Origin of the sequence: Ruegeria arenilitoris (assembly GCF_013035425.1) — a bacterium.
GTDB classification, from domain to species: domain Bacteria; phylum Pseudomonadota; class Alphaproteobacteria; order Rhodobacterales; family Rhodobacteraceae; genus Ruegeria; species Ruegeria arenilitoris_A.
Map to the genome: position 1 here is coordinate 606,196 of NZ_WQHX01000001.1, position 25,868 is coordinate 632,063.

The 25,868-nt window shown below is 53.6% G+C and carries 28 protein-coding genes; 12 read left to right on the forward strand and 16 right to left on the reverse strand.

All coding sequences use genetic code 11. The features are described from left to right. Nucleotides 1–225 precede the first annotated feature (225 nt). Genes GOV45_RS02875 through GOV45_RS02905 form a run of 7 tightly spaced genes read left to right on the forward strand, consistent with a single transcriptional unit; the run spans nt 226 to nt 6,750 of the window. Entirely contained in the window at nt 226–1,440 is a 1,215-nt protein-coding gene (locus tag GOV45_RS02875; protein WP_170473950.1) for a glycosyltransferase family protein, read from the forward strand. Beyond that, a complete protein-coding gene (locus GOV45_RS02880; RefSeq protein ID WP_170473953.1) occupies nt 1,437–2,684 on the forward strand; it encodes a glycosyltransferase family 4 protein in 1,248 nt (415 codons plus the stop codon). Before GOV45_RS02875 ends, GOV45_RS02880 begins: the two co-directional genes overlap by 4 nt. Then, a complete protein-coding gene (locus GOV45_RS02885; RefSeq protein WP_170473956.1) occupies nt 2,684–3,760 on the forward strand; it encodes a glycosyltransferase family 4 protein in 1,077 nt (358 codons plus the stop codon). The genes GOV45_RS02880 and GOV45_RS02885 overlap by 1 nt, the downstream gene beginning before the upstream one ends. After that, nucleotides 3,757–4,341, forward strand: coding sequence for a histidine phosphatase family protein (locus GOV45_RS02890; RefSeq protein WP_170473959.1), 585 nt, complete (start codon nt 3,757–3,759; stop codon nt 4,339–4,341). The genes GOV45_RS02885 and GOV45_RS02890 overlap by 4 nt, the downstream gene beginning before the upstream one ends. Beyond that, nucleotides 4,338–5,480: a glycosyltransferase family protein gene (locus GOV45_RS02895; RefSeq protein WP_170473961.1), complete on the forward strand. Its 1,143-nt coding sequence runs from the start codon at nt 4,338–4,340 to the stop codon at nt 5,478–5,480. The genes GOV45_RS02890 and GOV45_RS02895 overlap by 4 nt, the downstream gene beginning before the upstream one ends. After that, a complete protein-coding gene (locus GOV45_RS02900; RefSeq protein ID WP_170473963.1) occupies nt 5,477–6,253 on the forward strand; it encodes a polysaccharide deacetylase family protein in 777 nt (258 codons plus the stop codon). Before GOV45_RS02895 ends, GOV45_RS02900 begins: the two co-directional genes overlap by 4 nt. Continuing rightward, nucleotides 6,250–6,750 carry a class I SAM-dependent methyltransferase gene (locus GOV45_RS02905; RefSeq protein WP_170473964.1) on the forward strand — a complete coding sequence of 167 codons (501 nt, stop codon included), beginning with the start codon at nt 6,250–6,252 and terminating at the stop codon, nt 6,748–6,750. The genes GOV45_RS02900 and GOV45_RS02905 overlap by 4 nt, the downstream gene beginning before the upstream one ends. On the opposite strand, the gene GOV45_RS02910 is transcribed toward GOV45_RS02905, so the two are convergent. Next, nucleotides 6,727–7,869 (reverse strand): alpha-D-ribose 1-methylphosphonate 5-triphosphate diphosphatase, encoded by a 1,143-nt coding sequence (locus tag GOV45_RS02910; RefSeq protein ID WP_170473966.1) that lies wholly within the window; start codon nt 7,867–7,869, stop codon nt 6,727–6,729. The genes GOV45_RS02905 and GOV45_RS02910 overlap by 24 nt on opposite strands. A 52-nt stretch (nt 7,870–7,921) precedes the next feature. Here GOV45_RS02910 and GOV45_RS02915 point away from each other — a divergent pair, with 52 nt between their 5' ends. Then, nucleotides 7,922–8,605: a DUF1045 domain-containing protein gene (locus tag GOV45_RS02915; RefSeq protein ID WP_170473968.1), complete on the forward strand. Its 684-nt coding sequence runs from the start codon at nt 7,922–7,924 to the stop codon at nt 8,603–8,605. On the opposite strand, the gene phnN is transcribed toward GOV45_RS02915, so the two are convergent. Genes phnN through phnG form a run of 8 tightly spaced genes read right to left on the reverse strand, consistent with a single transcriptional unit; the run spans nt 8,587 to nt 14,172 of the window. Further along, complete coding sequence (phnN, locus tag GOV45_RS02920; protein ID WP_170473971.1) at nt 8,587–9,135, reverse strand: phosphonate metabolism protein/1,5-bisphosphokinase (PRPP-forming) PhnN; 549 nt, start codon at nt 9,133–9,135, stop codon at nt 8,587–8,589. The genes GOV45_RS02915 and phnN overlap by 19 nt on opposite strands. Further along, nucleotides 9,132–9,815, reverse strand: a complete 684-nt coding sequence (phnL, locus tag GOV45_RS02925) for a phosphonate C-P lyase system protein PhnL (protein ID WP_170473973.1) — start codon at nt 9,813–9,815, stop codon at nt 9,132–9,134. The genes phnN and phnL overlap by 4 nt, the downstream gene beginning before the upstream one ends. An 11-nt stretch (nt 9,816–9,826) precedes the next feature. Continuing rightward, nucleotides 9,827–10,597, reverse strand: a complete 771-nt coding sequence (gene phnK / locus GOV45_RS02930; protein WP_170473976.1) for a phosphonate C-P lyase system protein PhnK — start codon at nt 10,595–10,597, stop codon at nt 9,827–9,829. Further along, on the reverse strand, nt 10,594–11,454 hold the full coding sequence (locus tag GOV45_RS02935) for an alpha-D-ribose 1-methylphosphonate 5-phosphate C-P-lyase PhnJ (protein ID WP_170473978.1): 861 nt from the start codon (nt 11,452–11,454) through the stop codon (nt 10,594–10,596). Before GOV45_RS02935 ends, phnK begins: the two co-directional genes overlap by 4 nt. Beyond that, a complete protein-coding gene (locus tag GOV45_RS02940; RefSeq protein WP_170473981.1) occupies nt 11,451–12,047 on the reverse strand; it encodes an HAD family hydrolase in 597 nt (198 codons plus the stop codon). Before GOV45_RS02940 ends, GOV45_RS02935 begins: the two co-directional genes overlap by 4 nt. After that, on the reverse strand, nt 12,044–13,135 hold the full coding sequence (locus tag GOV45_RS02945; protein ID WP_170473984.1) for a carbon-phosphorus lyase complex subunit PhnI: 1,092 nt from the start codon (nt 13,133–13,135) through the stop codon (nt 12,044–12,046). Before GOV45_RS02945 ends, GOV45_RS02940 begins: the two co-directional genes overlap by 4 nt. A 3-nt stretch (nt 13,136–13,138) precedes the next feature. After that, nucleotides 13,139–13,714, reverse strand: coding sequence for a phosphonate C-P lyase system protein PhnH (gene phnH, locus GOV45_RS02950; protein ID WP_170473987.1), 576 nt, complete (start codon nt 13,712–13,714; stop codon nt 13,139–13,141). Continuing rightward, nucleotides 13,711–14,172 carry a phosphonate C-P lyase system protein PhnG gene (phnG, locus tag GOV45_RS02955; RefSeq protein WP_170473989.1) on the reverse strand — a complete coding sequence of 154 codons (462 nt, stop codon included), beginning with the start codon at nt 14,170–14,172 and terminating at the stop codon, nt 13,711–13,713. Before phnG ends, phnH begins: the two co-directional genes overlap by 4 nt. A 103-nt stretch (nt 14,173–14,275) precedes the next feature. On the opposite strand from phnG, the gene phnF reads away from it, so the two are divergent. Further along, entirely contained in the window at nt 14,276–14,986 is a 711-nt protein-coding gene (phnF, locus tag GOV45_RS02960) for a phosphonate metabolism transcriptional regulator PhnF (protein WP_170473993.1), read from the forward strand. Nucleotides 14,987–15,095: 109 nt separating this feature from the next. Here phnF and GOV45_RS02965 read toward each other — a convergent pair whose 3' ends face one another. From GOV45_RS02965 to phnC, 5 genes are all read right to left on the reverse strand, one after another. Beyond that, on the reverse strand, nt 15,096–15,710 hold the full coding sequence (locus GOV45_RS02965; RefSeq protein WP_170473995.1) for a chloramphenicol acetyltransferase: 615 nt from the start codon (nt 15,708–15,710) through the stop codon (nt 15,096–15,098). A gap of 79 nt (nt 15,711–15,789) precedes the next feature. Beyond that, complete coding sequence (gene phnE / locus GOV45_RS02970) at nt 15,790–17,106, reverse strand: phosphonate ABC transporter, permease protein PhnE (protein ID WP_170473998.1); 1,317 nt, start codon at nt 17,104–17,106, stop codon at nt 15,790–15,792. Beyond that, nucleotides 17,103–17,984, reverse strand: a complete 882-nt coding sequence (gene phnE / locus GOV45_RS02975) for a phosphonate ABC transporter, permease protein PhnE (RefSeq protein ID WP_170474001.1) — start codon at nt 17,982–17,984, stop codon at nt 17,103–17,105. The genes phnE (GOV45_RS02970) and phnE (GOV45_RS02975) overlap by 4 nt, the downstream gene beginning before the upstream one ends. A 66-nt stretch (nt 17,985–18,050) precedes the next feature. Continuing rightward, complete coding sequence (gene phnD / locus GOV45_RS02980) at nt 18,051–18,953, reverse strand: phosphonate ABC transporter substrate-binding protein (RefSeq protein ID WP_170474004.1); 903 nt, start codon at nt 18,951–18,953, stop codon at nt 18,051–18,053. A gap of 66 nt (nt 18,954–19,019) precedes the next feature. Next, nucleotides 19,020–19,841, reverse strand: coding sequence for a phosphonate ABC transporter ATP-binding protein (phnC, locus tag GOV45_RS02985; RefSeq protein WP_170474006.1), 822 nt, complete (start codon nt 19,839–19,841; stop codon nt 19,020–19,022). Nucleotides 19,842–20,007: 166 nt separating this feature from the next. On the opposite strand from phnC, the gene rpe reads away from it, so the two are divergent. Beyond that, nucleotides 20,008–20,697, forward strand: a complete 690-nt coding sequence (rpe, locus tag GOV45_RS02990; RefSeq protein WP_170474008.1) for a ribulose-phosphate 3-epimerase — start codon at nt 20,008–20,010, stop codon at nt 20,695–20,697. Between the two features lie 84 nt (nt 20,698–20,781). Here the strand turns inward: rpe and GOV45_RS02995 are convergent, their stop codons facing one another. After that, nucleotides 20,782–22,875, reverse strand: coding sequence for a 3-hydroxyacyl-CoA dehydrogenase NAD-binding domain-containing protein (locus tag GOV45_RS02995; RefSeq protein ID WP_170474011.1), 2,094 nt, complete (start codon nt 22,873–22,875; stop codon nt 20,782–20,784). 360 nt (nt 22,876–23,235) lie between these two features. After that, entirely contained in the window at nt 23,236–23,523 is a 288-nt protein-coding gene (locus tag GOV45_RS03000; RefSeq protein ID WP_170474014.1) for a hypothetical protein, read from the reverse strand. Between the two features lie 132 nt (nt 23,524–23,655). Here GOV45_RS03000 and pcaF point away from each other — a divergent pair, with 132 nt between their 5' ends. Both pcaF and paaA read left to right on the forward strand, forming a co-directional pair. Beyond that, nucleotides 23,656–24,858, forward strand: coding sequence for a 3-oxoadipyl-CoA thiolase (gene pcaF / locus GOV45_RS03005; protein ID WP_170474017.1), 1,203 nt, complete (start codon nt 23,656–23,658; stop codon nt 24,856–24,858). A 15-nt stretch (nt 24,859–24,873) separates the two neighbouring features. Next, nucleotides 24,874–25,866, forward strand: coding sequence for a 1,2-phenylacetyl-CoA epoxidase subunit PaaA (gene paaA / locus GOV45_RS03010; protein ID WP_170474020.1), 993 nt, complete (start codon nt 24,874–24,876; stop codon nt 25,864–25,866). Nucleotides 25,867–25,868: the final 2 nt, after the last annotated feature.

Sequence of the window (25,868 nt, forward strand, 5' to 3'; positions counted from 1 at the left end):
CGCCAGTAAAGGGCATTAGTGGCCGGCTCTTGCCGAGTGCAGGGGTCATATGTTGCGCTACGACGGATAAATAGGTCAGACAAACAAAAGGATCGCATTTTCCTACTCGAAGTGTCTGGCGTATTGACAAGTGGCGATTTGCCTCTTTTGCAAGTGGCGGCAGAAGATGTACGATAAAGGGTGCAAACGCGCGGAGTTGCATCGAAACCTGAAGCAGGCAAAGGCATGAGCCTAGGCAAAACAAACGAAAATAAAGGCCGCGCACCGCGCATCCTATTTTACAGTCACGATACGTTCGGTCTGGGCCATTTACGGCGCTCTCGCGCTTTGGCTTCTGCGTTGACACAGGCAGATCCCAGCGCATCGGCTCTGATTCTGACCGGTTCGCCAGTTGCCGGTCGCTTCACCTTTCCGCAACGTGTCGATCACGTGCGATTGCCCGGAGTCACCAAAAGAGCCGACGGATCATATGCGTCGCAGACCATTGGTATGGGCATAGATGAAGTGACCGAGTTGCGATCGAATCTTATCAAGACGGCCGTCCAGCATTTTGATCCTGACGTGCTGATCGTTGACAAAGAACCCACCGGCTTCCGCGGTGAATTGCTGCCGACGCTTGAATATCTGGAAAACTCATGCAGCACACGGCTGGTGTTAGGGCTTCGTGATGTTCTGGACGAACCCGAAGTTTTGGCCGCTGAATGGGAGCGGAAAGAGGCGCTAATCGCGACCGAAAGGTATTACGACGAAATCTGGGTGTATGGGCTTCGCTCTGTCTACGATCCGACCATCGGCTTGCCGCTCAGCCCTGCTGCACAAGCCCGCATTCATTGGACAGGTTATCTGCGACGCGATTTGGGGCCAATCGGTGAAGCGCCCGAACAGCCCTATATATTAATTACGCCCGGCGGTGGTGGTGACGGAAAAGCGATGGTGAATCTAGTGCTCTCGGCTTACGAAAAAGACGAGAATCTTTCGCCGCGCGCAATACTGGTTTACGGCCCTTTCCTGTCAGGTGAGCTGCGCGACGAATTCGAGGCACGCGTTGCCGCATTGAATGGCCGCGTCACGGCGGTTGGATTTGAATCCCAGATCGAAACTCTGTTTGCTGGCGCGGCTGGTGTCGTCTGTATGGGTGGCTACAACACGTTCTGCGAGGTTCTGTCTTTTGACAAACGAGCCGTCATTGTTCCACGCACTACACCACGGCTGGAGCAATGGATTCGCGCCTCTCGGGCCGAGGATCTGGGACTTGTCCGGATGTTGGACGAAAAACGCGACGGGCTGACGCCAGAGGCCATGATCCGCGCTATTCGAGATTTGCCGAACCAACCGCTACCATCCGAGGCCATAGAAAGCGGATTGCTGGACGGGCTCGATTATGTAGCAAACCGTATCGACGTATTACTGGAACCGGACCAAGAGCGCGCGACGGGATGAACGCTAAAGGCCCCAATCTGGCGGTGCTGGTCAAAGGCTGGCCGCGCCTATCCGAGACCTTCATCGCTCAGGAACTTGTTGCGCTGCAGAATGCAGGCCACTCGTTCGATATTTGGTCTCTTCGCCATCCAACGGACACCAAACGCCATCCACTGCACGACAAGTTCCGTGGGCAGGTGCACTACCTGCCCGAGTATCTTTACGACGAACCAAATCGATTGGACGCTGCGCGGGGAATTGCGGTTCACCTTCCCGGATATGAAGCCGCCTACCGGATTTTTCGTAAGGATTTGCGTCGCGACCCAACCCACAATCGTATTCGTCGATTCGGGCAGGCTTGCGTATTGGCCGCCGAGTTACCCGCGGGAACACGGGCGCTTTACGCACATTTCCTGCACACGCCCTCTTCAGTTGCGCGGTACGCCGCCATTATGCGCGATCTACCTTGGAGTTTCTCGGCTCATGCCAAGGACATTTGGACATCTCCGGACTGGGAGAAGCGGGAAAAATTACAAGCGGTCACTTACGGAGCCACGTTTGGAGCGACCTGCACGGCTATCGGTGCCGACCACCTGAGAGGTCTGGCAGACGACCCCGACCGGGTGGATCTGATTTACCATGGCCTTGACCTGAGCCGTTTTCCGGAGCCGCCAGATAGAACCGAACGCGCGAACAATAGCCCTTTCCGTATGCTCTCGGTCGGTAGATTAGTCGAAAAAAAGGGGTTTGACAGGCTCTTGGACGCTTTCGCCCTTCTTCCTTCATCGCTGGATTGGTTTTGGACGCATATCGGTGGCGGCGCGCTGGATCGGGAACTGCGCTCTTATGCAAGCTCAAGAGGATTGTCGGATCGCATCACTTGGAAAGGTGCCTGTGATCAACCCGAGGTCGTCGCAGAAATGCGCCAGTCGGACCTATTCGTACTACCCAGTCGCATAGCAACGGATGGTGACCGCGACGGTCTGCCAAATGTTCTGATGGAGGCTGCTTCTCAGCGTCTACCAATCCTTTCGACGCCAGTCTCGGCCATTCCCGAATTCATTCAAAACGGCACGCATGGTATTCTGTCCCGGGACGAACCAACGGCTTTGGCGGACGCGATCATTGAAGTCGCAGAAAACCCCGAAAACGCCGCACACATGGCGGACGCTGCATACACACGTCTGCTTGCCGAATTTCGAATGGCCCCCGGCATTGCCCGGTTGTCAAAACGGTTAAATGAAATGTGTGCGGGTCTCATCTGATGGCAAGGGTTGCTTTTTACGCGCCTATGAAATCTCCGAACAGTTCAAAACCGTCCGGAGATCGGGAAATGGCCCGAAACCTGATGGCGGCAATCAAAGCTCAAGGAGATCGGGTGGATTTAGCGTCGGAACTGCGAATCTACGACAAGTTAGGCAACCCAGCTACGCAAGCGGAACTGCTGGAACGGGCACAAATTGAGGCAAATCGCCTGATTCACGAGCTTCCGCGGGACACCGAGATTTGGGTAAACTACCACAACTACTACAAGGCCCCCGACCTATTGGGACCAAAAGTCTGCAAAGCTCGTGAGATCCCTTACGTTCAGCTTGAAAGTACCAGAGCGCTTAGTCGCCTAACAGGGCCATGGGCAAGTTTTGCCCGAGCAGCGCATGAAGCATGCGATGCGGCAGACCTGATTTTTTATCTCACCGCAAATGACCTGATTGCGTTGGAACGTGAACGTTTCAAAAGTCAGGTGTTAGTTGAAATGCCGCCTTTTCTGCCAATCGACGAATTGCCCAATGCGTCCTTGAATGACGGTCCAATGCTGGCCGTGGGGATGATGCGAAGCGGGGACAAACTGGCTTCGTACCGAATTCTGGCAGAAACGCTGAATCTTTTGACCGGTGATTGGAAACTGAATATTGCTGGCGATGGGCCTGCCCGACACGACGTTCTATCGTTGATGGAGCCCTTTGGGAAAAAGGTTCAATTTTTGGGGCAATTGGACCGGATCCAATTGCAACGCGAATACGAAAGTGCGTCTATACTTGTCTGGCCGGGCGTGAATGAGGCCTATGGCATGGTCTATCTTGAAGCGCAGGCGGCAGGGCTGCCAGTTTCAGCGCAAGATCGACCCGGAGTACGCGATGTTCTTATGCCGTCCTCTTATCCTGGAATCGAAGACGGACCCCGGGGTCTTGCCGACCAAATCCAGAATTTTTTGGCCGATCTTTCCTTGCGCCGTTCTGAGGGCGCGCGTGCGCGGAAGTATGTGGCAGAACGTCACCTTTTGCCTAAAGCAACCAAGCGGTTTTGGACCGCAGTTCGACCATTATTGGAGGCACGATCATGAACCGTCTTGCACTGCTGCGTCACGGACATACGCAATGGAACCGCGCTGGCAAAATTCAGGGCCGCACCGACATCCCGCTGGATGCCGAGGCTCGTTCCGAGTTGTCCGGCTATAGCCTGCCGGCCCCTTGGAATAGCGCGGTGTTGTGGTCAAGTCCGCTTGAACGAGCCAAAGAAACTGCTCAATTGGTTGCGGGTCGCTCTCCGCGCATTTCAGATGCTCTTACCGAAATGGACTGGGGGCATTGGGAGGGGCAACGCGGTCAGGATTTGATCGCAGAACCAGACAGCACCTTTCGTCATATTGAGGACTGGGGCTGGGACTACCGCCCTCCGCAAGGCGAAAGCCCGGCCGAGCTGTGGGCGCGATTGAAACCTTGGCTTCAAATGCTGCAAGGTGAAAATTTGGCTGTCTGTCACATAGGTATAATGCGGGTCATTCTTGCGAAGGCATCCGGGTGGGAGTTTCAAGGTCCCGCACCTTTCAAAATCAAGAGAAACCGTTTGTACATAGTACATCTCGATACCATGCGGGCCGAGCCTGACCCGCTCCGTTTGCCAAGGCACGAGGTATCCGGATGAAAGTCATGATCGTCGTGACACATCTGTTGGGCACAGGGCACCTGAGCCGGGCGCTGACCTTGGGCCGGGCATTTTCACAAAAACAGCATCAAGTTTTTGTAGTCTCAGGTGGAATGCCAGCACCGCAGTTGGACACGACAGGATTAACATTGTTTGGGTTGCCGCCTCTCCGGTCAGACGGCACTCACTTCACGCGATTATTAGATCAGTACAGTGAGGTCGCTGACCTCAACTACATGGACGCCAGAACCGAAGCCTTGGAGAAAGCTTTAATTTCGTTTCAGCCAGACGTATTAATAACGGAACTTTTCCCATTTGGACGGCGAGCACTTACTGCCGAGTTTCTCAATGTTTTGTCAGCAGCTCGCGCTCTGACAAAACCACCGATCATTCTTGCATCGATCCGTGACATTCTGGCGCCACCTTCCAAGCCATCAAAGGCTGAGAGGACGGATGAAATTATAGGGCAGTTCTATGATGCCGTTCTGGTACATTCTGAACCTTCGATTACCCAGTTAAGCGTCAGTTGGCCGGTATCAGACTTACTGGCCCGACGGTTACGTTATACAGGATTTGTTGCTCCAAATTCCCCTGAGCCTCACCCTGATGGCTTGGGGACCGGAGAGATTTTGGTCAGTGCTGGCGGAGGTTCGGTCGGACAGCCGATTTTTCACGCGGCGATCGAGGCCGCTCGGAAAATGCAGGGCCATCGCTGGCGACTTCTGGTTGGCGGTCAAGACGCTCCGGCCCGCATAGCACATCTGACGGAATTGGCGGAAGGCGCGCCAGTTACCATTGAATCGGTGCGGCCCGACTTTCGACAGATGCTGCCTTTGGCAGCCGCTTCGGTCAGCATGTGCGGTTACAACACCGCGATGGACTTGCTTCAAACCGGTGTTCCTGCCGTTTTGATCCCATTCGACGATGGTAACGAGGTCGAACAAACATTGCGCGCGCGCAGCCTGGCGCATCAATCTGGATTTGCCACGGTCGCCAACTCCGACCTGAATGCTCAAACCCTTGCCAAGGCCGTAAAAACGGTGCTGTCAAACAAAAGGCGAGCCAAAATGACTCATGGAGTCGATGGGGCAAATAAATCAGTCGAAATTTCAGAAGAAATTTGGAAAGCCAAACAATGAGCGTCGACTGGACTCCTTTGCGGAACGAACTGCGACATTGGCAAGCAGATGATTTAGAGTTTCCGCTTTGGTGGCGGGACGACGACGCAATTTCTGTTACGGATCAACTTAAAACTCTTACGGCAATCTCAGAGTCGCTTGAATTACCCGTTCACCTAGCGGTAATTCCTCAGGAAGCTAGAACTTCGCTGGTTGATTTTTGTGCCGACAGTCCCTTTCTGATCCCGGTTGTACACGGTTGGGCGCATCAGAATCATGCCCCTGACGTTGAAAAGAAATCCGAGTTTCGCTTGCATCGGCCAATGGCGGAAATGGTAGCTGAAATTAAAAATGGAATAAACAAATTGGGGAATTTGTTTGGTGACCGTCTGTGCCCCATGTTTGTCCCACCTTGGAACCGAATTGCTGCAGAAACCGTTCAACAATTGCCTATTCTGGGCTTTCGATTCCTGTCGACTGCCACGCCACGCGAAACCAGATTTATTGCGCCCGGGCTTGAACAGATAAATACCCACATCGACCCGATTGATTGGCATGGAACTCGAAGTTTGATCGAACCGGACATCATTGTCGGCGACGTAGTGAGCCTGCTGCGCGATCGCCGCGAAGGGCTGGCAGACAACTCTGAACCCTTAGGTGTGCTGACGCATCACCTTGTCCACGATCAAGCTGTCTGGGCATTTACCCGGGAACTGATAGTTAGGCTTCTTGAAGGTCCCGCAACTGTCTGGGCCGATCTCGAAACACTGAATAACCAAGGAGACCATGGATGAGCCGATTGGATTCCATGCTGCGCCGCCTTACCGCTCAAAGGGATGGTCTGAACTGGGCCGCCAATCAAATTGCCGGCCGTGAGGGCGATGTTTTGGATATGGGGCTTGGAAATGGTCGCACGTATGATCATCTGAGAGAAATTCTGCCAGATCGGCGAATTTGGGTAATGGACCGCGCGCTGCAATGTCATCCGTCTTGTGTGCCTCCGGCCCAAGACTTTCTACAGGGCGAGGCAGAACCGATGCTGCAAAAGCTCGCCAGTATGGGTCGCAGAATTATTTTGGCACACTACGATTTCGGGCGAGGCATCAAGGCCGAAGACGTTGCCGAGGCCGCCCGCCTAAGCCCTTTGATTTCAAAGGTAATGCTGCCTGATGGTTTATTGATCTCAGGGCAGCCTTTGGTGGGTCTTGATCAGATTAAAGGCCCGGAAACAATCGCTCCGGACCGATATTTGTTCTATCGCGCTGGATCAGGCGACACGCTGCCCACGTGACCAGACAGCTTTCAATGCTGGTACACCGGCGCGTATCCGAAACCGGATCAAATCGGCACGCAGCCCAGGTCTCAACTCTCCACGATCTTTCAATCCGGCGGCTTGCGCAGGTGCCTGCGTCACTGTTCTGATTCCGCGGGCTAAACCGCCCCAGATATCCCCCAGTTGTACCGCCGAAAGCAACAGTGAGGAAGGCACGTAATCCGAAGACATTATGTCCAAATAACCAAGTTCAGCGAGATCCTGCGCAGCAACGTTCCCGGAATGAGATCCACCGCGAATGATGTTCGGCGCACCCATCATGACCTTGATGCCATGATCATGGCAGGCCCGTGCCGCTTCAATGGTTGTCGGGAACTCGGCAAGACGAATACCGTGGCCTGCGGATACTTTGACCTGTTCCTCGGTCGTATCGTCATGACTGGCTAAAACGGCCCCAAAGCGGCGCGCGGCTTTGACGGTTTCAATTTCATGTTGGTCGCCGTGCCGATCACGTAATGTTTTTAGGTGCGATACATGCTGGATGAATGTATCGTCATCCATCGCGTATTTGCCCTTCATGTAGGCTTCCAGCTTACCAATATCCCGAAACTGCCGCTGTCCCGGAGTATGGTCCATTATCGACACAAGACCAACGCGGTCATCTGGGCCAAATTCATCCAACTCATCAACTAGGGTTTCCGAGCACACTTCGGCGCGCAGATGCAGGAAATGGCTGATCTTCAACGCATCTGCCTCTCGCAGCTGCCACAGCTCCTGTGACAGGCCCCGCGCGTATTTCAGATACCTGCGGGCACCTGAGGGGATGGATCCAACCCGCATTGCATCGAAAACTGTCGTGATCCCTGTGCTCGCTAATTCCGAATCGTGCGCGATTATTGCCGCGGCATGCGGCCAATCGACTTGTGGCCGAGGTTGGATATGACGTTCCAGGTTATCCGTGTGCAGCTCTACCAAACCAGGACTGATGTAATCACCTTCGCAGTCTATTCCGCCCTTTGGTATCGCAGATCCGGTTGCGATGTCGGTTATGGTTTCACCAACGACTCGAACGCTGCCGGTAATGGTCTCGTCGGTCAATACAACCGACGCATTGGCAAGGATCAATTCTTCTGTCATCTGAACTTCACAATGTTTGAGCTAAGGAACGGCCACGCAATAGGAGGCCAATGTGACATTCACGCGATACGCTATCTATTTTTCGCCACCAACGGATGCTCCGTGGGCGCAGTTCGCGACCAGCTGGCTGGGTTGGGACATGGCGCGCGGCGTCGAAGTCACGCATCCGGTCGCAGAGGGCATCGATGTCTCTGCTGTCACGGACGTTCCGCGAAAGTACGGTCTTCATGCGACGATGAAACCACCCTTCCACCTGCGCCAAGGGCAAACACTTTCGGAATTGCAAAGTGCGTGTGAGGTTCTGGCGAGCCGCCTGACCCCGATCAGGCTGGACGGCCTCGAAGTTGCCCGCCTTGGTCGATTTGTTGCCTTGCGTCCGATCGGCGATTTGAGCGAACTGAACAATTTGGCTGCAGCATGCGTCCAAGAGCTTGACGAGTTTCGCCATCCACCTTCTGCCAGCGAACTGGATCGACGCCGCGCTGCCGGCTTGACCCCCAAACAGGATCAAAACCTGTTGAAGTGGGGATATCCTTACGTCTTGGACGAGTTTCGATTTCACATCACCCTTAGCGGCAAGCTGGACAAGTCGATACTGCAAATCGTAAAAACGACACTGGACCGCGATCTGGCGCCGATGTTGCCGGTGCCATTTCAGATCAATGACCTGACATTGGTTGGTGAAGCAGAAGACGGGCGCTTTCATTTGATTCACCGTTACGCTCTCACCGACTGAAGGCGGTCCAAGATTTTGTCCACTGTTTCGACGAGAGTTCCTGAATTGTCGACGACAAAAACTTGTTTCAACCCCTGGGGTAATGGTGCTTTGGCCTGCCGCAGTCGCCGCTTTTGTTCTTCGTTGCTTTCCCGTCCTCGCCTCAAAAGCCGTTGCGCCAGTACTTCGGCATCCGCAGTCAATGAAATTACGATCAGATTGCCGAACGTTTGCTGTGCTTCTAACAATACCGAACGGGAAAGATTGACCAAAACAGCGTCACTGTTTTGCCGCTGCGCTTCGACGTCTTTGGGTATGCCATAGCTCAAGCCGTGGGCCACCCAATTCAAAGCGAATACACCGTCCAAAACCATTTGTGCGAATGCCTCGGGTGAAACCCGATCAAAGTCTTCGCCTTCCTCTCCTTCGGGCCGTGTAATTACTCGCCTTACGCGCCGATATCCAAGGAAACGGGTCTCTAAAGCTTCAATTACGCTGTCCTTGCCCACCCCAGAGGGACCCACAATCGCGATTACAGGTGCCAGACTCATGCAACCATCTCCGGTGTGAATTCCGAGACATTGACCTCTCGGTCGCATACTGTTTCGCGGGCTTCAATGTCATGGAATATTCCAACAATGGCAGCTCCTCGTGCTTTTGCCTCTTTGATCAGTGTCAGAACTGTTTCGCGGTTCTTTACATCCAAGCTTGCCGTTGGTTCGTCCAACAACATCGCCGGGTAGTCGTGAGCAAATCCCCGAGCGATATTCACACGTTGCTGTTCACCACCTGAGAAGGTCGTCGGACTGAGCGGCCAAAGCCGATCAGGAATACTAAGCCGGGTTAGCAAACTCGCAGCCTTTTCAAGAGCCTTTTGCTTATCACTGCCTGTGGCAAGCAATGGTTCAGCCACAACCTCAAGTGTCGGCACCCTTGGAACAACGCGAAGGAATTGACTGACATAGCCCAGCGTTTCACGCCTTAACTTTAGAATTTCGCGCGGTTCAGCCTTTGCCACATCCAACCCGGCGACCAAGACCTGTCCCAACCCGGCCAGATAGTTTCCGTAGATCACCCGCATCAAAGTGGATTTACCCGCGCCCGAGGCCCCGGTTAACGCAACACATTCACCCGGCTCTACTTTCAGCGAAGCACGCTCCATTACCGGGATCGTTACACTGCCCTGATTATGCAGCGTAAAACTCTTACTTACGTTTTTGAGTTCAATCATTGTTGGCCACCTCAGACCTGCAAAACGCTCGAGACGAGTAGCTGTGTGTAGGCATGCTGCGGATCGTCCAGTACCTGATCAGTCAGCCCGGCCTCGACCACGTGGCCATCCTTCATCACCATCAATCTGTCTGCCAGCAGTCGCACAACGGCCAGATCATGGGTGACGATGATGGCGCTCAGCCCCATCTCACGCACCAGTCCGCGCAACAGATCCAGCAGCCTCGCCTGAACCGAAACATCCAGCCCACCTGTTGGTTCGTCCATGAACACCAATCGGGGTCCGGTCACTAGGTTTCGCGCAATCTGCAATCGCTGTTGCATACCGCCAGAGAAAGAAGTTGGGCGATCATCTAAACGGGTTTCATCAATTTCGACCCGGCCCAACCAGTCAATTGCTTTGGTGCGGATATTACCGTAGTGGCGCTCGCCGACTGCCATAAGCCGCTCACCGATATTGCCTCCGGCGCTTACCGACATGCGCAACCCATCGCGCGCATGTTGATGCACAAATGCCCAGTCGGTCCGCCCCAGCATCCGGCGTTCAGGTTCGGACATGGTAACTGTGTCCATCGGGCCATCGGTTTTTGTATCAAAGACCACCTGCCCTGCATCAGGTTCCAGATGGCCTGCCAAGCAGTTCAGCAACGTCGACTTGCCCGAACCGCTCTCGCCTACAATGCCCATAACCTCGCCCGGGTAGAGGTCAAAACTCACTTCAGCGCATCCGATCCGGGTTCCATAACGCTTCTCGATGCCTTTCACCTGCAACAGGGGGGTCACGCCGCGTCCTCCTTAGCTAATCGGCCTGCGTGACCCGCCTCACGCCGGGACCGGCAATAATCTGTGTCCGAGCAGACAAACATGCGGTTGCCTGCATCATCTGTAATTACCTCGTCCAGATAACTGTTCTCCGCACCGCACAAATCACATGGATGATCAGCCTTGGTCGCTTCGAACGGATAGTCCTCAAAGTCTAGACTGACGGCTTTGGTATGCGGCGGCACAGCGTAAATTCGTTGTTCACGCCCGGCACCAAAAAGCTGTATCGCGTCCATTTCCAACTTGGGATTATCGAATTTTGGGATAGGCGATGGATCCATCACATACCGTTCCGACACCTTTACCGGGTAAGCGTAAGAGGTCGAAATAGCGCCGTGCTGGCTGATATCCTCATATAATTTCACATGCATCAGCCCGTATTCCTCTAGGCTGTGCATCTTGCGCGTCTCGGTCTCTCGGGGCTCTAGAAAACGCAAAGGTTCAGGGATCGGCACCTGGTAAACAAGAATCTGATCTTCTCGCAAAGCCGCTTCCGGAATTCGATGACGGGTTTGAATGATCGTTGCTTTTTCCGTCTCTTCGGTCGTTTCGACACCGGCTGTTTTTTCAAAAAACTTGCGGATTGATACCGCATTCGTCGTGTCATCAGCGCCCTGATCGATAACCTTTAAAGTGTCATCCGGGGTGAGCGTCGCGGCCGAGACTTGCACGCCTCCTGTGCCCCAGCCATAGGGCATCGGCATCTCTCGACTGGCAAAAGGCACCTGATAACCCGGTACTGCCAAACCTTTGAGGATCGCGCGACGTATCATGCGCTTGGTCTGCTCATCTAAGTATGCAAAATTGTACTCGCTCATAGGAAACCTCTTTCGATCAACGCGATCTCCAACGCCTTCGGTGTTGTGAAATGGATGCCATCCATGCCGACGGCACGAGCGCCTTCGACATTGTGCAACCCATCATCGACAAAGGTGCAGTCCTCAGGGGCAATTCCTGCCCTTTCGCAAAGCAGCTGGAAAATTCGCGCGTCTGGCTTCATGACGCCTTCTTGTCCGGAAACAATGACGGTACCGAACACCTCAGCCAATCGTGGATGAACCTTCAATCCCTCGGGCCAAGTCTCCGCTGACCAGTTGGTTATAGCATGAACTGGCGTTCCCACCTCTTTGAGCCGGCCCAAAAGGTCCCATGTTCCTTGTATCGGATTTTCAACAGTTCGCGTGTATAGCGCGACGTATTCAGCGAACAGGTTACTGTCCTGCGGATCGTCTATTTCCTGTGCCAGATCGACAAAGCTTTCCCCGTTGTCTCCACGTGCATTGAGGACCTTGAAATCAGTCCTTTCAAGGAATGCACGCGCAGCATCTTCTGAACCAAGGATCTCGGTCCATGCCAAATGCGGTTGCCAATCTATCAAAACACCGCCGATATCGAAGACGACTGCCCTCATTCTGCCGCCTCCTTCATTGTAACCCGTTCTTCAGCCTCTCGGCGCAGTTTGCGCACCAGTTCCAGTTCAGATTGAAAATCAACGTAATGCGGGAGTTTGATGTGCTCTAGAAAGCCGGTCGCCTGAATATTGTCCGCATGGCTAAGCACAAACTCCTCGTCCTGCGCAGGAGCGCCCATATTGTCCTCGCCTAGTTCTTTCCAACGCAAGGCGCGGTCCACCAGAGCCATTGCAATAGATTTTCTCTCTGATTGCCCGAATACCAGCCCATAGCCCCGCGTGAATTGGGGAGGTTCCGTTTTTGAGCCTTTGAACTGATTTACCGTCTCGCATTCAGTCAGTTCGATTTCCCCAATATCAATTGCAAATCCAAGTTCGGGAATGTCCATCTGGACCTCGACCTTGCCGATCCGCAACTCACCGACAAACGCATGGTTGCGTGCGTAACCGCGCTGGGTCGAATAGGCCATACCCAGCACAAACCCCTCATCCCCGCGCGTCAAGGATTGCAAACGAAGCGGACGGTTTGACGGAAACTCCATTGGCTCGCGTGTCAGGTCACCGGGTGTAGCATCGCTTGGCGGTTCGTCCTGAATGATACCTTCGCCCGTCAGAAACTCGGTAATATGCGGCGTTGGATTTGTTCTAGGTAAGGCCTCTGGCGCCGAAGCAACCTCGCCCTCAGCTGCCAGTTTGAAGTCCAACAATCGGTGCGTATAGTCGAATGTTGGGCCAAGAACCTGCCCACCTGGGGCGTCCTTGAATGTTGCCGATATTCGTCGGTCACAAGCCATCTTACCGGTCTCTACCGGAACTGAGTATCCAAAGCGCGGCAGCGTCGTGCGATAGGCGCGGATCAGAAAGATCGCTTCTATCAAATCACCCCGAGCCTGCTTGATTGCTAATGCTGCGAGATCAGGGTCAAACAGTGATCCCTCGGCCATAACTCGATTGACGGCCAGGCTAAGTTGCTCGCGTATCTGTGCCAGACTCAGCTCAGCTACATCGATCGCCCCGCGCCTTTCTTCGGCCAACCAGGCATGGGCATTTTCGATGGCTTTCTCGCCACCTTTTACGGCAACATACATTGTCTAATCCCCCGCCCCAATCTGTGTGCTTCGCGGCAGCGCCGCGATCTTATCTTTGCTGGTAAAGAAAAAGTCGCATCCAAGTGGGTAAAGCCGAGCATTATCCTGCAGCACCCCGACGTCCGGCAGTGAAAGGTGACTGGCTTGTTTGATGCCAGGTCCACGCAGAGTGCTTCCTTGCGGAAGCAATTCGTCGCATTCCACTATCAGTGTCGCCGATCGATCAGGGTATTCCGGAGTTCCAATCCGGTATGAACCTAAGGGCATCAACTCATCCCAAGTTCCCACCGCAAAATCCGCTTCTGCCGCTGAGGTGATCGGGGCACCCGTATGAAAAACAAGCCAATTCCGAACTTCCGACGTGTTTATTCGGCCTGCTAAGTGAACTGATGTTTCCTGATCGCAAAGCGTCAGCAGCAAAGTGCCTGTGGCGACCGACAACGGCCCAGGAGGCAAGACCCCCTTCAACTCCCGAATTTTTCCCGGGCGCGCCATGACGGTCATGGCGGCGCGAAACGCATGGGCGGCGTCGACCGGCGCGTTTTGAAATCCGCCAGAAAATTGTGCGTGTTGGGTCATGTGTCTTCTCCACGCACCATCGTGAAAAACTCGACTTTGGTGGCAGCGGCCTTTGCTGCTCGGGCAGATTTAGTGTCATTCATTTGCCGCATTAACGGATCGATCACCCGATCTTTCACCTGATCCGCCGATCCCGTTTGCATGAGAGCATCAACAAGCGCCGCTATTTCAGCTGCGGACTTCGATCGGCCCTGAACGTATCCATGACCAATCGGTCCGCTCTGCAACGCCAGCGAACATCGAGTGACCGTCATTTCACCTAGGTTGAACGGCGCACCCGTGCCTCCTGTGCGCCCTTGGATCATAACACCGCCCACCTCGGGTCTGCGCAGCCACTCAAACTTTGGGCTTAGCGCAGCTTTTGTCCAAGCATCCTCTAACGCATCGTGGGGCACGCGGGCCAAAAGCCCCATCCACGTACGACGCGCCTCTGCTGAAATATCCGAATTTTCCGCCATCAAAGCCTCTTGGCCAGGTTGTCTGCCTATACTATACAACTAGACAAATAATACAGTTGCGCTTTCGTGCGCGCAATCCTCTACCGTGTGAATTTTTGGTGACATGAAAAAAACGCCGATTTGGAAAAGCATCGCCCTGAATCTGACCTCTGACATTGCAGAGGGCCGTTACGGAACCGGAGACCGCCTGCCGACCGAAGCGCAATTAGCAGCCAAGCACGGGGTCAATCGACACACCGTAAGACGCGCGCTTTCGGATTTGGCCGAACAGGGATTGGTCCACCCTCGACGAGGTGCGGGAGTTTTTGTCGCCGCGCGACCCACGGACTACCCAATCGGAAAGCGCGTCCGGTATCACAAAAGTATTTCCGCTAGCGGCAAAATTCCCGGGAAAAAGATCCTTGCACTGACTACTCGAGCTGCTGACGAAACTGAAGCTGATGCACTGAATCTTACCGCTGGGGACGCGGTGCATGTATACGATGGGTTGTCCTTAGCCGATGGTCAACCAATCGCTATGTTTCAAAGCCTTTTTCCGGCAGAGCGCCTGCCCGGCATTCTGGATGCCCTAACACAGACGGGTTCAGTCACGCGCGCACTACAGCTCTGCGGCGTGGACGACTACACTCGAGTGTCGACGCGATTGACGGCCAGAGCAGCCAGCGCAACGCAAGGGTTACACCTGAAGTTACCCGAAGGCGCCCCGGTTCTTCATTCACTAGGCATCAACGCGGATTCCAGCGGACAACCAGTAGAGTTCGGCAAGACAGTTTTTGCTGGCGAGCGCGTGACGTTAACGCTGAGCGAGGAATGAAGACAGGCAACGGCTGAGCACTTCGATCATCATTGAGAAGGTAAAGCAAGGACTGAACCACAGGCTCGATTTAGACGAAAGCGCTAGTCTGATGATGTGTTTTGGGGCTTCATTCATACTTTTCCAGAAATGCCTCGGCTTTCAGAGTTCGGAAATCCGATAAAGCTTCTCTAAGGCGGTCATGGCTCCAATCCCACCAAGCCAACGCTGTCATACGCTCGGAAATATCCATTGAAAAACGCCGACGTATAGGTTCGGCCGTGACGCCTGCAACGATTGTATATGGTGCTACGTCCTTGGTGACTATTGCTCCGGATGCGACAACTGCCCCGTGACCGATAGTGACTTCGGGCTTGATTATCGCAGCATGTCCGATCCAGGTGTCGTGCCCAATTTCGGTCCTTCGGCTCGCGCGGTATTCAAACCACTCCGCATCATCTTCTGCATCGTCCCAATAGCTGGTCGACCGATAATGAAAGTGGTGCAACGAGGCCTTGTCCATGGGATGATCAGTTGCACCTATTCGCGTGAAGCTGGCGATATTCGAGAACTTGCCAATCCTCGTATTCGCGATATCACAAGTTCGGTCACAGTACGAATAGTCCCCGAACTCCGAATTTACGACCCGTGTCCCGGCTCCGATTTCTACAAAAGCCCCAAAACTACTGTTGGAAATCTGGCAATCGGGATGGAGGAAAGGTTTGTCGGAACGGAGGCGTGTCATTGTCTGTTTTTCAATTCTGATATCTGAACGCGAACTAGCTGTCGCCAGCCGCGTTTTCGTTTTTGCGGTTAATGCTTTGTTACGTCTTACCTTGGATCAGGCGTTTACGCAGCCAACCCGAAAACCAGTCCATCAACATCACCATCAGGATAATAAGCATTATGTAGTATGCTACTTCCTCCCAATCTTTTTGCGTGATGATTGCCTGCGTCAACAGCAAGCCAATGCCGCCGCCCGTAATTGCACCAATTACCGTGGCACTGCGGGTATTGGATTCCAGAAAATAAAGTAGCTGACTGAGTAGAACCGGAGTTACCTGAGGGATCACGCCGAACCTGTACCGCTGGGGCGCATTTGCCCCTGTGGATTGCACACCTTCAATCTGTTTTTGATCAACGTTCTCCAACGCTTCCGAAAAGATTTTTCCGAAGGTTCCAGTGTCCGTAATCAATATCGCCAACGCGCCGGTCAGCGGTCCCGGACCAAAAGCGCGGGCCAGCACTACTGTCCAGATCAAGGCATCCACCCCACGCACGAAATCAAAAACCCGGCGCGTAAAAAAACGTACTGATTTTAGCGGGTTAAAGTTACGCGTTGCCAGAAAGGCCAACGGAAGCGCGACCATCGCCGCACCAAATGTGCCTAAAAAGGCCATGAGAATTGTTTCGAAAATTGCCCAGGCGACGTCCTGATGCCGCCACATCTTGTTTGTCCAGAAATCGCTAAATATCTCGCCTGCTTCACCGGATACGGCCCGCCCGGCAAGCTCGGTAAAGGATTGACCATAATAAGGGCTATCCAGCGTGAACCAGAACAGCTCCCATCCGGTGAAATAACGAAAAACTTCGGACCTGTTTCGTGTTACGGTTAATCGCCCGGCATCTGTTGTTACGGCCAAACGGTTTTTGGACAAATTTATCCACTCTGGAATTTCTCCGTCAGGCAGTTCGGCTTGTACCCCTGCTGTCCGCGTCGGCGTTGCACGAACCGTTCCATAGCCTGGAATGTCATACTCGACCGTCTCAGGGCCGAAACGTACGACGTGGCCGTCCTCAAGATCGATCACAGTCGTTTCGCCCAATGTAACCCAATCAGGTGTCATTCCTTCCGGATAGGTGCCCTTGCGTTCGCCCTCGATCGCTATCGCGATCTCGGCGTTGCGGTTATCCCTTTCAACGTGCGTTTTGTAGCTGTAGCTGTCAGAAACCAGAGTTTTACCGTTTTCCCAATCAGCGCGTGAGGTAAGGCCAGGCACATCGAACGCAAAGAACACATATGTCAGGTAAGCAAGCAACAGTGCAGGCAGGCCGAAATTTGTCAGGCGCTTGCGATTGAATAATCGGCTCGCTTCGTTCTTCAGGTCATCGACGCTCAGATCGGTTGCAAAAGTGCTCATGCCCGTGCCCCTTTATTGGAACCATGAGTCAGTCGTTCCCGCAGCAAACCCGAGAGTTGATCTACGACTACGATAGTCACGAATAGCAAAATGAAGATTGCCGCAGCTTCGTCATAGCGACCCTGCCCCCAGGACATCGCGTTGCGCAGTTCATAACCAAGTCCACCTGCACCGACGAATCCAAGAATGGCCGAAGCTCGAATGTTGATCTCAAACCGCAGCAGAGCATAACTCACGTAGTTCGGGCCCACCTGAGGAATCACGCCCAAATACATCCGCTGAGACCAATTGGCTCCGACGGAATGCAACCCTTCGACCGGCTTAAGTGACGCGTTTTCGTTTACTTCGGAAAACAATTTTCCCAATGCACCCGCAGTGTGTATGGCAATTGCAATCATTGCCGGAACAGGACCCCCACCAAGAACAAAGATCAAAACCAAGGCGATAACGATCTCGGGTATTGCGCGGCAGATGTCCGAGATACGTCTGAAAAGCGGGATCAGAGATGGCCAAAGCGCCATTCCACGCGTTGACATCAGCGCCAGAAATGTACCTGCGATGGTTCCGATCAAAGTTGAGGCTGCGGCTATGTTGATGGTCTCTACCAAAGCGGGGAAAAAGGCTACAAGATGCGAAGGCATCTCAGCGATTTTCTCCCATGCTTCTGAGAGCACCACAGTTGGATAATCTAATATCCGATGCCAGCCATCGAAAAAGCTCCCGGCATTTCGATTGTCGGCAATACGAAACCCCGAAGCCATAACGGCTATGAAGACTATCAGAAGAATGCCACCATAGACCCGTTTGCGTCGCGTCAGTGAAGTATATTCATCGCGGATTTGCGAAACGCTGAGGAACCCAGCGGTCTGGTCTGTCATGGAATGCTCCCGCGCGGAAATCGGGGCCTGATGAGACACCAGACCCCAATATATTGAACTGCTAGCTTAGTTTGACTTCAGCTTGCGTGCTTCGATTATGATTTCATAAGCATCATGTGTGATCGGCTCGAACGCTTTGGCTTCACCTGCCGCTACGCCGTAAAAGCAATCACGATCTTTCACGGCCAGCCCCGCCATCAGGGTTGTCATTTTCTCTTTGACGTCAGCTGGAAGGGCCGTACGCAGAACAATCGGGCCTTCTGGGATCGGCTTTGATTGCCAGATCATGACCATGTCGTTCATATCGACCAAGCCCGCATCAACCGCGCGACGCAATGCGCCCGAGTTAAAGCCGTCTTCCCAATCGCCCAGACCATCGGCCCAGGTCACGCCGCCATCAACGTCCCCATTGTTGACGGCAACGATGGTCTGCTCGTGTCCTCCTGTGAATTTAACTTCACCAAAGTAGTCACCAGAGTCCATGGTCGCGCCAGTGGCTTGAGGGATTTCAATCGACGGGATCAAATAACCGGATGTCGAGTTCGGGTCACCGAAACCAAAGGTCTTGCCCTTCATGTCTTCCAGCGAGGTTATGCCGCTATCCTTACGGGCAAAACCGATCGAATAATAACCATAGCCGCCATCGACATTGACTTTAACCAGTACCGGCTCGACCGCTTCGGGATCGCTCAGATACGTCTTTGCATAGCCCGACGCGCCAAGCCATGCCATGTCGATTGTACCACCCAGCAAACCCTGAATGACACCATCATAGTCCGCAGGGGCGAACAGTTTGGTTTCAACGCCCAGCTCTTCTTCGGTGTACTTACGCAAACACTCATTGTTGTTTAGGCGATCCTGCGCGTTTTCGCCGCCCAAAAGGCCGATGCGAAACTCGCTGATTTCCTGAGCAATGGCCGGTGTGGCCATAACCGTGGTCGCAACAAGGGCAGCAACTATTTTTTTCATCTGTCTCTCTCCAGGTTGATGTCCCCGGCCTCTCATCAGACCAGGTGATGAAAGGTTTTTGTCGGCTTAAATGGTTGCTTCAGCTTCCATAAGAGCCTTTTGCGTGGCGTCGAGCGTATCGATCTCGGTTGATGTCGCTTCTTCTGAAAAGCTTGTATCGGCACCGTAGATTTCGCGTGCGACTCCTGTCGTGAGCTGCTCAGGCAACCCGTCGAATACTATGCGACCATCCCGCATTCCAACGACGCGATCACAATACCGACGCGCGGTATCCAGTGTGTGCAGATTGGCAATTACAGTGCGACCGTCTTCCTCGTGGATACGACGCAGCGCCTGCATCACGACCTGAGCGTTCATTGGGTCCAACGAGGCAATGGGCTCATCTGCCAGAATAATCCTCGGGTCCTGCATCAGGGCGCGGGCAATGGCGACCCTTTGTTGCTGACCTCCCGAAAGGGCTTCGGCCCTTTTCGGCGCGTGCTCGGCAATACCAAGACGATCAAGAATATCGATTGCCCGATGAATTTCCTCCATAGGAAATAGATTGAACATTGTCGCCAGCGTCGAGTGCCGATTCAGCGTTCCATGCAGCACGTTTGACACGACGTCCATGCGCGGAACCAGATTGAACTGCTGGAAGATCATTGCGCAATCGGCTTGCCATGCCCTTTTTTCGCGGCCCTTCAATGTTGTAACATCGCGGCCTTCAAAAACAATTTTGCCATCGCTGGCATCCGTAAGTCGATTGACCATCCGCAGAAGCGTTGATTTCCCTGCGCCTGACCGACCGATAATTCCAATCATGCAGGGCTTGTCGACGTCCAGCGTTGCAGAATCTACGGCGATATTGCCGCCAAAGCGTTTGGTCAGTTTCTCGATCCGCAGCACGTGCCACCCCCAATTGACTTTGGAGGTCAGCTATAGACGGCGGCCAACGAATATGTGTCGGTTTGATGAAAGTTTTGTAAATGCCGGTATTGCGCCGCAAGCTCTACACTTTGTTAAAAATCGCGGATATACGCGCTGATAAATCCATGTATTGCATGAGGCCAAAATGAGCTTTGACCGTAAGATCAAGATCGCCCCTTCGATCCTTTCTGCCGATTTCGCAAATTTTGGGCAGGAAATTCAGGCCATCGAAGCACAGGGGGCAGATTGGGTTCATGTTGATGTCATGGACGGTCATTTCGTTCCCAATCTCACTTTTGGACCCCCGGCAGTCAAAGCATTTCGTCCGCATGTGAAAACGGTAATGGACGTACACCTAATGATCACGCCGGTCGATCCATACATTCAGGCCTATGCTGATGCAGGAGCGGACATCCTGACGGCGCACATCGAAGCTGGCCCGCACATTCATCGTACATTGCAGGCGATCCGGGCGGCGGGAATGAAAGCAGGCGTTGCGCTGAACCCTGGCACGTCGGCGGAATCCGTAGAACACCTGCTGGATTTGGCGGATTTGGTTTGCGTGATGACAGTAAACCCCGGTTTTGGTGGCCAGAAATTCATCGACATGACCGACAAAGTGCGCCGTCTGCGCGAAATGATTGGGGATCGGCCAATACACATCGAAATTGACGGCGGCGTCGATCCTAGTACCGCACCTCTGGTCGCAGAGGCAGGTGCTGATGTGCTTGTTGCGGGATCGGCAGTATTCAAAGGTGGATCAGTAGAAAACCCGAATATCTACGGAGAGAATATCCAAGCCATCCGAACCGCAGCGGAACGCGCATTGTCATAAAGTGCACTTCTTTCTATCTGCAGCCCCGTGAAAACTGAATTTTCAGATGGGTTGATAGTAGAAACTTATCGCTCGTAGCAAGTTTCAGTTATGCGCGTTCAGATCCTCGAAGGTTTTCCCTTCAGATACGAGTTGTTCCAGCAACGGCGCTGGTTGCCAGGAAAACGAGTCTTCGTTCGACCATTTCCGAATGTCTTCTAGTATTCCGGGCAAACCCTGCAAGTCCGCCCATTTCAATGGCCCCCCAAAAAAACGCGGAAAACCGTAGCCAAACAGCAATGTTACGTCGACATCCAGCGGACGACTTGCGATGCCTTCGCCAACGACTTTGGCGGCTTCGTTAACCATCGAGGCCATGTAACGGCGTAAAATCTCTTCGTCTGAAAATGAGCGCGCAACGATACCCCGTGCATCACGATCTGCCTCAACCAAAGACATGACGTCAGGATTTGGCGTGCCAGTCCGTTTACCTGGTTCGTAGACGTAATACCCCCTGCCCGTCTTTTGACCGAAATGCCCTGCCTCGCACAGCTTGTCGGCATATGAGCTGTCGCGGGCTTGAGGGTTCAGCCCTTCTGCTCTTTTCCTTTTGCGCATCGCCCAACCGATATCCAGACCAGAAAGGTCGGACACAGCAAATGGTCCCATGGCAAAACCGAAATCAGTCAGCGCCTTGTCAATCTGATAAGGGGTCGCCCCATCCAAAACCATATGATCGGCACAAGCTCTGTAGGTATTGAGAATGCGGTTCCCAATGAAACCGTCGCAAACGCCTGCGCGAACGGAAACTTTGCCTAATCGACGCCCCAAAGCAAACCCAGTGGCCATAACCTCCGAAGACGTCTCATCCGCCACAACGACCTCAAGCAACTTCATCACGTGGGCGGGGGAAAAGAAATGCAACCCAATTACATCTTGGGGCCGTGAAGTGGTCGCCCCTATCTCGTTAATATCCAGATAGGACGTGTTTGTCGCCAAAACCGCACCTGGCTTACAAACCGCATCCAATGACGAGAACACTTGCTTCTTTACCTCCATGTCCTCGAAAACGGCCTCGACCACCAGATCGACGTTGCTGAGTGCACCATAGTCTATAGCCAGAACAAGCCGGTCTTGGAGAATTTCGTCAAAATCGCTTTGGCTCAGCTTACCTCGTTTAACCGCGCCGTTTAGGTTGGAGGCAATTCGGTTCTTTGCAGCGTGGGCCGCTTCGTGCGACATCTCAAGCATCACAACTGGTAAGCCTGCCAATAGTACCGCAGATGCAATTCCGGCCCCCATCGTGCCGCCGCCGACAACACCAACCTGATGCAGGATCCGCGGTTCGACACCTTTCAATTCGGGTAGCTTGGCAACTGCTCGCTCGGCAAAAAAGGCGTGGATCAGACCCTTGCGCTGGTCTGTGCCCATAAGCTCCAGAAACAGCTCGCGCTCGCGTGCCAGCCCCGCCGCAAAACTATCGGCTTCGCAAGCGGCTTGCACCGCCCGCACGGCCACCGCCCCGGATAACTGCCCCCGACCTTTTTTCAGCATTGCTTCGTAGGCTGCGTCAAAGTCGATCCCGGCAGGCGAAGGCAGCTCCGAAATTGGCCGACGCGGCGCTGATCTTTGCAAAAGGGCCTGCACGTAACTCAGACCGATCTCGCAAGGATCACCATCCTGAACTTCGTCCAAAATACCCAATTCTAATGCTTCGGGCGCAAGTACGTGGCGTCCGGATGTAATGATTTCCAACGCAGCGCTGACACCTGAGATACGCGGTAGGCGCTGACTGCCACCTGCACCTGGGATAAGCCCCAAATTGACTTCGGGGAAACCAATTCTGGTTGTGGGAATGGCTATGCGGTAGTGGCTGGATAGCGCAACTTCAAGCCCCCCGCCCAGCGCTGCGCCGTGCAGGGCGGATACCACCAGCAACGGTGAGGATTCAATGCGGTCGCACACATCCGGCAGAAATGGCCGAACTGGTGGCTTACCGAATTCACGTATGTCTGCGCCGGAAAAATACGTACGGCCCTTGCCATAGATCAATACTGCCTTTGCTCCATCCACCTCGGCGCTCTCTAAACCGTTGATAATCCCCTTACGTATTTCTAAGCCGAGCGCGTTGACCGGAGGATTGTTGGCAGCAAGGACGGCAACATCACCTATCTTCTCATACTCTATTGCTTGCGACATCCCACTTAGTCTCCCGTGAAAACCTGAAATTTTCTGAAATCGACAAAAGACTGGCGCGAGCTGACGAGCTGTTCAACCCTAATTTCCAGTTTGTCATTTTGAAAACAAGAATTGACCCCTCGAAGAAGTGAAAAAAACTTCGTGTTAGTGGCACTCGATTATCCCAAAATATATAGCTGGGGGTGTTCTACTACGCTGAACCCAAAAAACCGGATGCATCTGGTTTGTAGTTCCGAAACTTCAGAAATTCTGTCCGCGCATATCGTTTATGTACAGCCTAACCCGCCTGAACGGGTAGTTATCGATTACGTTTCAAGGCGAAAAAATCCTAATCAAAAAGAGACATCGAATATGCAACCTTCAATGAAGGTCGGTACCAAGTTCAATGCCTTGTCCGCAGGTGGCTACGATCTTTAAAAGAGCGCCGCCAAAGCGCTGACTAAGTTCGAGAAGGTACACACCAAAGCCCAGAAAGTTCAGGCTTATTGGGACATGTCTGAAGCGGAAATTGCTGCGCAGGGTCTTCAGCGTCAAGCCATCCTTCGAATGGTAATACCCAGTGTGATCTGATCTCGAATGTTCCGCCCACCAGAAGAAGGTGTCGAAATCCCCCAACCTGAAGCTTGCAGTCTGACGAGTTGATTTCACTTTTTATGTTACCGATTTTTGTCAATTTGGATTTTCGTGTTACATTTTTCTTGTCACGAATCGACTGGGCGAATATTAACCGACCCAACGGTCACCTAATCAAATTACCACGGTTTCGGAGAAGCCCTTTAAATGGAAGCATTTATCTGTGATGCACAACGTACCCCCATCGGGCGGTATGGCGGAAGTTTAAGCCAGGTGCGCACCGACGATCTGGCCGCCATTCCACTTTCCGCATTGATTGCGCGAAACCCAGAAACCGATTGGGCCAGCGTGGATGATGTGATCTACGGCGATGCAAACCAGGCCGGGGAAAGCAATCGCAATGTCGCTCGGATGGCAGCCCTTTTAGCAGGACTGCCTGTCGATGTCCCCGGTACGACTGTCAACAGATTGTGCGCCAGCGGCATGGACGCGGTGGGTATGGCGGCGCGGGCACTACGCTCTGGTGACTATGACCTGGTCATCGCCGGGGGCGTTGAAAGCATGACTCGCGCTCCTTTCGTTATGCCAAAAGCAACTTCACCCTTCACCCGCGACAATGCAGTTTATGACACGACTATCGGTTGGCGGTTTGTGAACCCGAAGATGCAGCAGAAGTTTGGTATCGACTCGATGCCTCAAACAGCGGATAACGTTGCGGAAACATATGGCATCAGCCGCGAAGATCAGGATGCCTTTGCTGAACGCAGCCAGGCCCGTTGGGCCGCGGCGCACCAGACCGGGGTGTTTGAGGAGGAGATCACCCCGGTCACAATCCCTCAGCGCAAGGGTGAACCGATTGTATTCGATACCGACGAACATCCTCGTCCAGGTACGAACGCGCAAAAACTTTCTACGTTAAAGGGGATCAACGGACCTGAAAAAACCGTGACAGCCGGGAATTCCTCGGGTGTCAACGACGGTGCCGCTGCAATATTGCTGGCCAATGAACAGACTGCAACGCGCAATGGGCTAACCCCGATAGCACGCGTCGTCGGCATGTCGGTCGCCGGGGTAGAGCCTCGTGTTATGGGGATTGGCCCTGTTCCCGCCACTCGAAAAGTGCTGGCCCGCGCCGGATTGAGCATCAACCAGATGGATGTGATAGAATTGAACGAGGCTTTTGCTGCACAAGGTCTGGCCACCCTGAGAGAGCTGGGCATTCCTGACGACGCGGCACATGTGAACCCAAATGGCGGAGCAATTTCCATCGGCCACCCGCTGGGCATGTCTGGTGCCAGGTTAGTGATGACCGCAGCATTTCAATTGCGTCGCGCCGGAGGCCAATATGCGCTTTGCGCTATGTGCGTCGGAGTCGGCCAAGGCGCAGCAATAATTCTCGAACGCGTCTAAGGGAGGAGAGCCCGCATGTACGCTCAGATGATCAAGACGGCTGGAACCGGCGTAAAGTCCCGTGAAGAAATGACGGAACAGGAACGTAAGTTTCAGGAAAAGATCGACGCAGATATCAAGATCGAACCCAAGGACTGGATGCCCGATGATTACCGTGCGACCCTGATCCGGCAAATTAGTCAGCATGCTCATTCCGAAATCGTTGGACAACTGCCTGAGGGTAACTGGATAACCCGCGCCCCTACGCTTGAGCGAAAAGCAATTCTGCTGGCCAAGGTACAGGACGAGGCTGGGCACGGTCTCTACCTGTATTGCGCGGCTGAGACACTAGGCGTCAGCCGCGATGAGTTAACCGAAATGCTGCTGGACGGTCGAATGAAATATTCGTCGATCTTCAACTATCCGACACTCAATTGGGCAGATATCGGAGCAGTCGGGTGGTTAGTAGATGGCGCAGCGATCATGAACCAGGTACCGCTTCAACGCACGTCCTATGGACCCTATTCGCGCGCCATGATCCGAATTTGTAAGGAAGAAAGCTTTCACCAGCGACAGGGATATGACGCGATCCGCAAGATGGCAGAAGGTACGCCCCAACAGCGTAAAATGGCGCAGGATGCATTAAACCGCTTCTGGTTCCCGTCTTTGATGATGTTTGGACCTTCCGACAAAGAGTCGGTGCACTCGGCGCAATCGATGGCTTGGAAAATCAAGATCAATACCAATGACGAACTGCGTCAGAAATTCGTGGATCAAACAGTGCCACAAGCCGATTACCTCGGACTGACAATTCCTGACCCAAATTTGAAATGGAACGATGAGCGCGGACATTACGATTTCTCGGAACCTGACTGGTCCGAGTTCTTTGACGTCATCAAGGGCAACGGCCCATGCAATGTCGATCGGCTTGCAGCACGTAACAAGGCGTGGGACGACGGCAAATGGGTGCGCGAGGGGCTATTGGCACATGCCGGAAAGAAACGTGCAAGAAATCTGGCTGCGGAGTGACC

Bases quoted from the DNA above. Each gene is read 5' to 3' on its own strand.
- GOV45_RS02965 (WP_170473995.1), bottom strand. From the start codon at position 15,710: ATGACACGCCTCCGTTCCGACAAACCTTTCCTCCATCCCGATTGCCAG.
- phnG (WP_170473989.1), bottom strand. From the start codon at position 14,172: ATGGCGGAAAATTCGGATATTTCAGCAGAGGCGCGTCGTACGTGGATG.
- paaA (WP_170474020.1), top strand. From the start codon at position 24,874: ATGTACGCTCAGATGATCAAGACGGCTGGAACCGGCGTAAAGTCCCGT.
- phnL (WP_170473973.1), bottom strand. From the start codon at position 9,815: ATGATTGAACTCAAAAACGTAAGTAAGAGTTTTACGCTGCATAATCAG.
- phnH (WP_170473987.1), bottom strand. From the start codon at position 13,714: ATGACCCAACACGCACAATTTTCTGGCGGATTTCAAAACGCGCCGGTC.
- GOV45_RS02895 (WP_170473961.1), top strand. From the start codon at position 4,338: ATGAAAGTCATGATCGTCGTGACACATCTGTTGGGCACAGGGCACCTG.
- GOV45_RS02885 (WP_170473956.1), top strand. From the start codon at position 2,684: ATGGCAAGGGTTGCTTTTTACGCGCCTATGAAATCTCCGAACAGTTCA.
- GOV45_RS02910 (WP_170473966.1), bottom strand. From the start codon at position 7,869: ATGACAGAAGAATTGATCCTTGCCAATGCGTCGGTTGTATTGACCGAC.
- GOV45_RS02875 (WP_170473950.1), top strand. From the start codon at position 226: ATGAGCCTAGGCAAAACAAACGAAAATAAAGGCCGCGCACCGCGCATC.
- phnN (WP_170473971.1), bottom strand. From the start codon at position 9,135: ATGAGTCTGGCACCTGTAATCGCGATTGTGGGTCCCTCTGGGGTGGGC.
- phnF (WP_170473993.1), top strand. From the start codon at position 14,276: ATGAAAAAAACGCCGATTTGGAAAAGCATCGCCCTGAATCTGACCTCT.
- GOV45_RS02905 (WP_170473964.1), top strand. From the start codon at position 6,250: ATGAGCCGATTGGATTCCATGCTGCGCCGCCTTACCGCTCAAAGGGAT.
- GOV45_RS02995 (WP_170474011.1), bottom strand. From the start codon at position 22,875: ATGTCGCAAGCAATAGAGTATGAGAAGATAGGTGATGTTGCCGTCCTT.
- rpe (WP_170474008.1), top strand. From the start codon at position 20,008: ATGAGCTTTGACCGTAAGATCAAGATCGCCCCTTCGATCCTTTCTGCC.
- phnD (WP_170474004.1), bottom strand. From the start codon at position 18,953: ATGAAAAAAATAGTTGCTGCCCTTGTTGCGACCACGGTTATGGCCACA.
- GOV45_RS02940 (WP_170473981.1), bottom strand. From the start codon at position 12,047: ATGAGGGCAGTCGTCTTCGATATCGGCGGTGTTTTGATAGATTGGCAA.
- GOV45_RS02880 (WP_170473953.1), top strand. From the start codon at position 1,437: ATGAACGCTAAAGGCCCCAATCTGGCGGTGCTGGTCAAAGGCTGGCCG.
- phnE (WP_170473998.1), bottom strand. From the start codon at position 17,106: ATGAGCACTTTTGCAACCGATCTGAGCGTCGATGACCTGAAGAACGAA.
- GOV45_RS02900 (WP_170473963.1), top strand. From the start codon at position 5,477: ATGAGCGTCGACTGGACTCCTTTGCGGAACGAACTGCGACATTGGCAA.
- GOV45_RS02945 (WP_170473984.1), bottom strand. From the start codon at position 13,135: ATGTATGTTGCCGTAAAAGGTGGCGAGAAAGCCATCGAAAATGCCCAT.
- GOV45_RS02890 (WP_170473959.1), top strand. From the start codon at position 3,757: ATGAACCGTCTTGCACTGCTGCGTCACGGACATACGCAATGGAACCGC.
- GOV45_RS02935 (WP_170473978.1), bottom strand. From the start codon at position 11,454: ATGAGCGAGTACAATTTTGCATACTTAGATGAGCAGACCAAGCGCATG.
- pcaF (WP_170474017.1), top strand. From the start codon at position 23,656: ATGGAAGCATTTATCTGTGATGCACAACGTACCCCCATCGGGCGGTAT.
- phnE (WP_170474001.1), bottom strand. From the start codon at position 17,984: ATGACAGACCAGACCGCTGGGTTCCTCAGCGTTTCGCAAATCCGCGAT.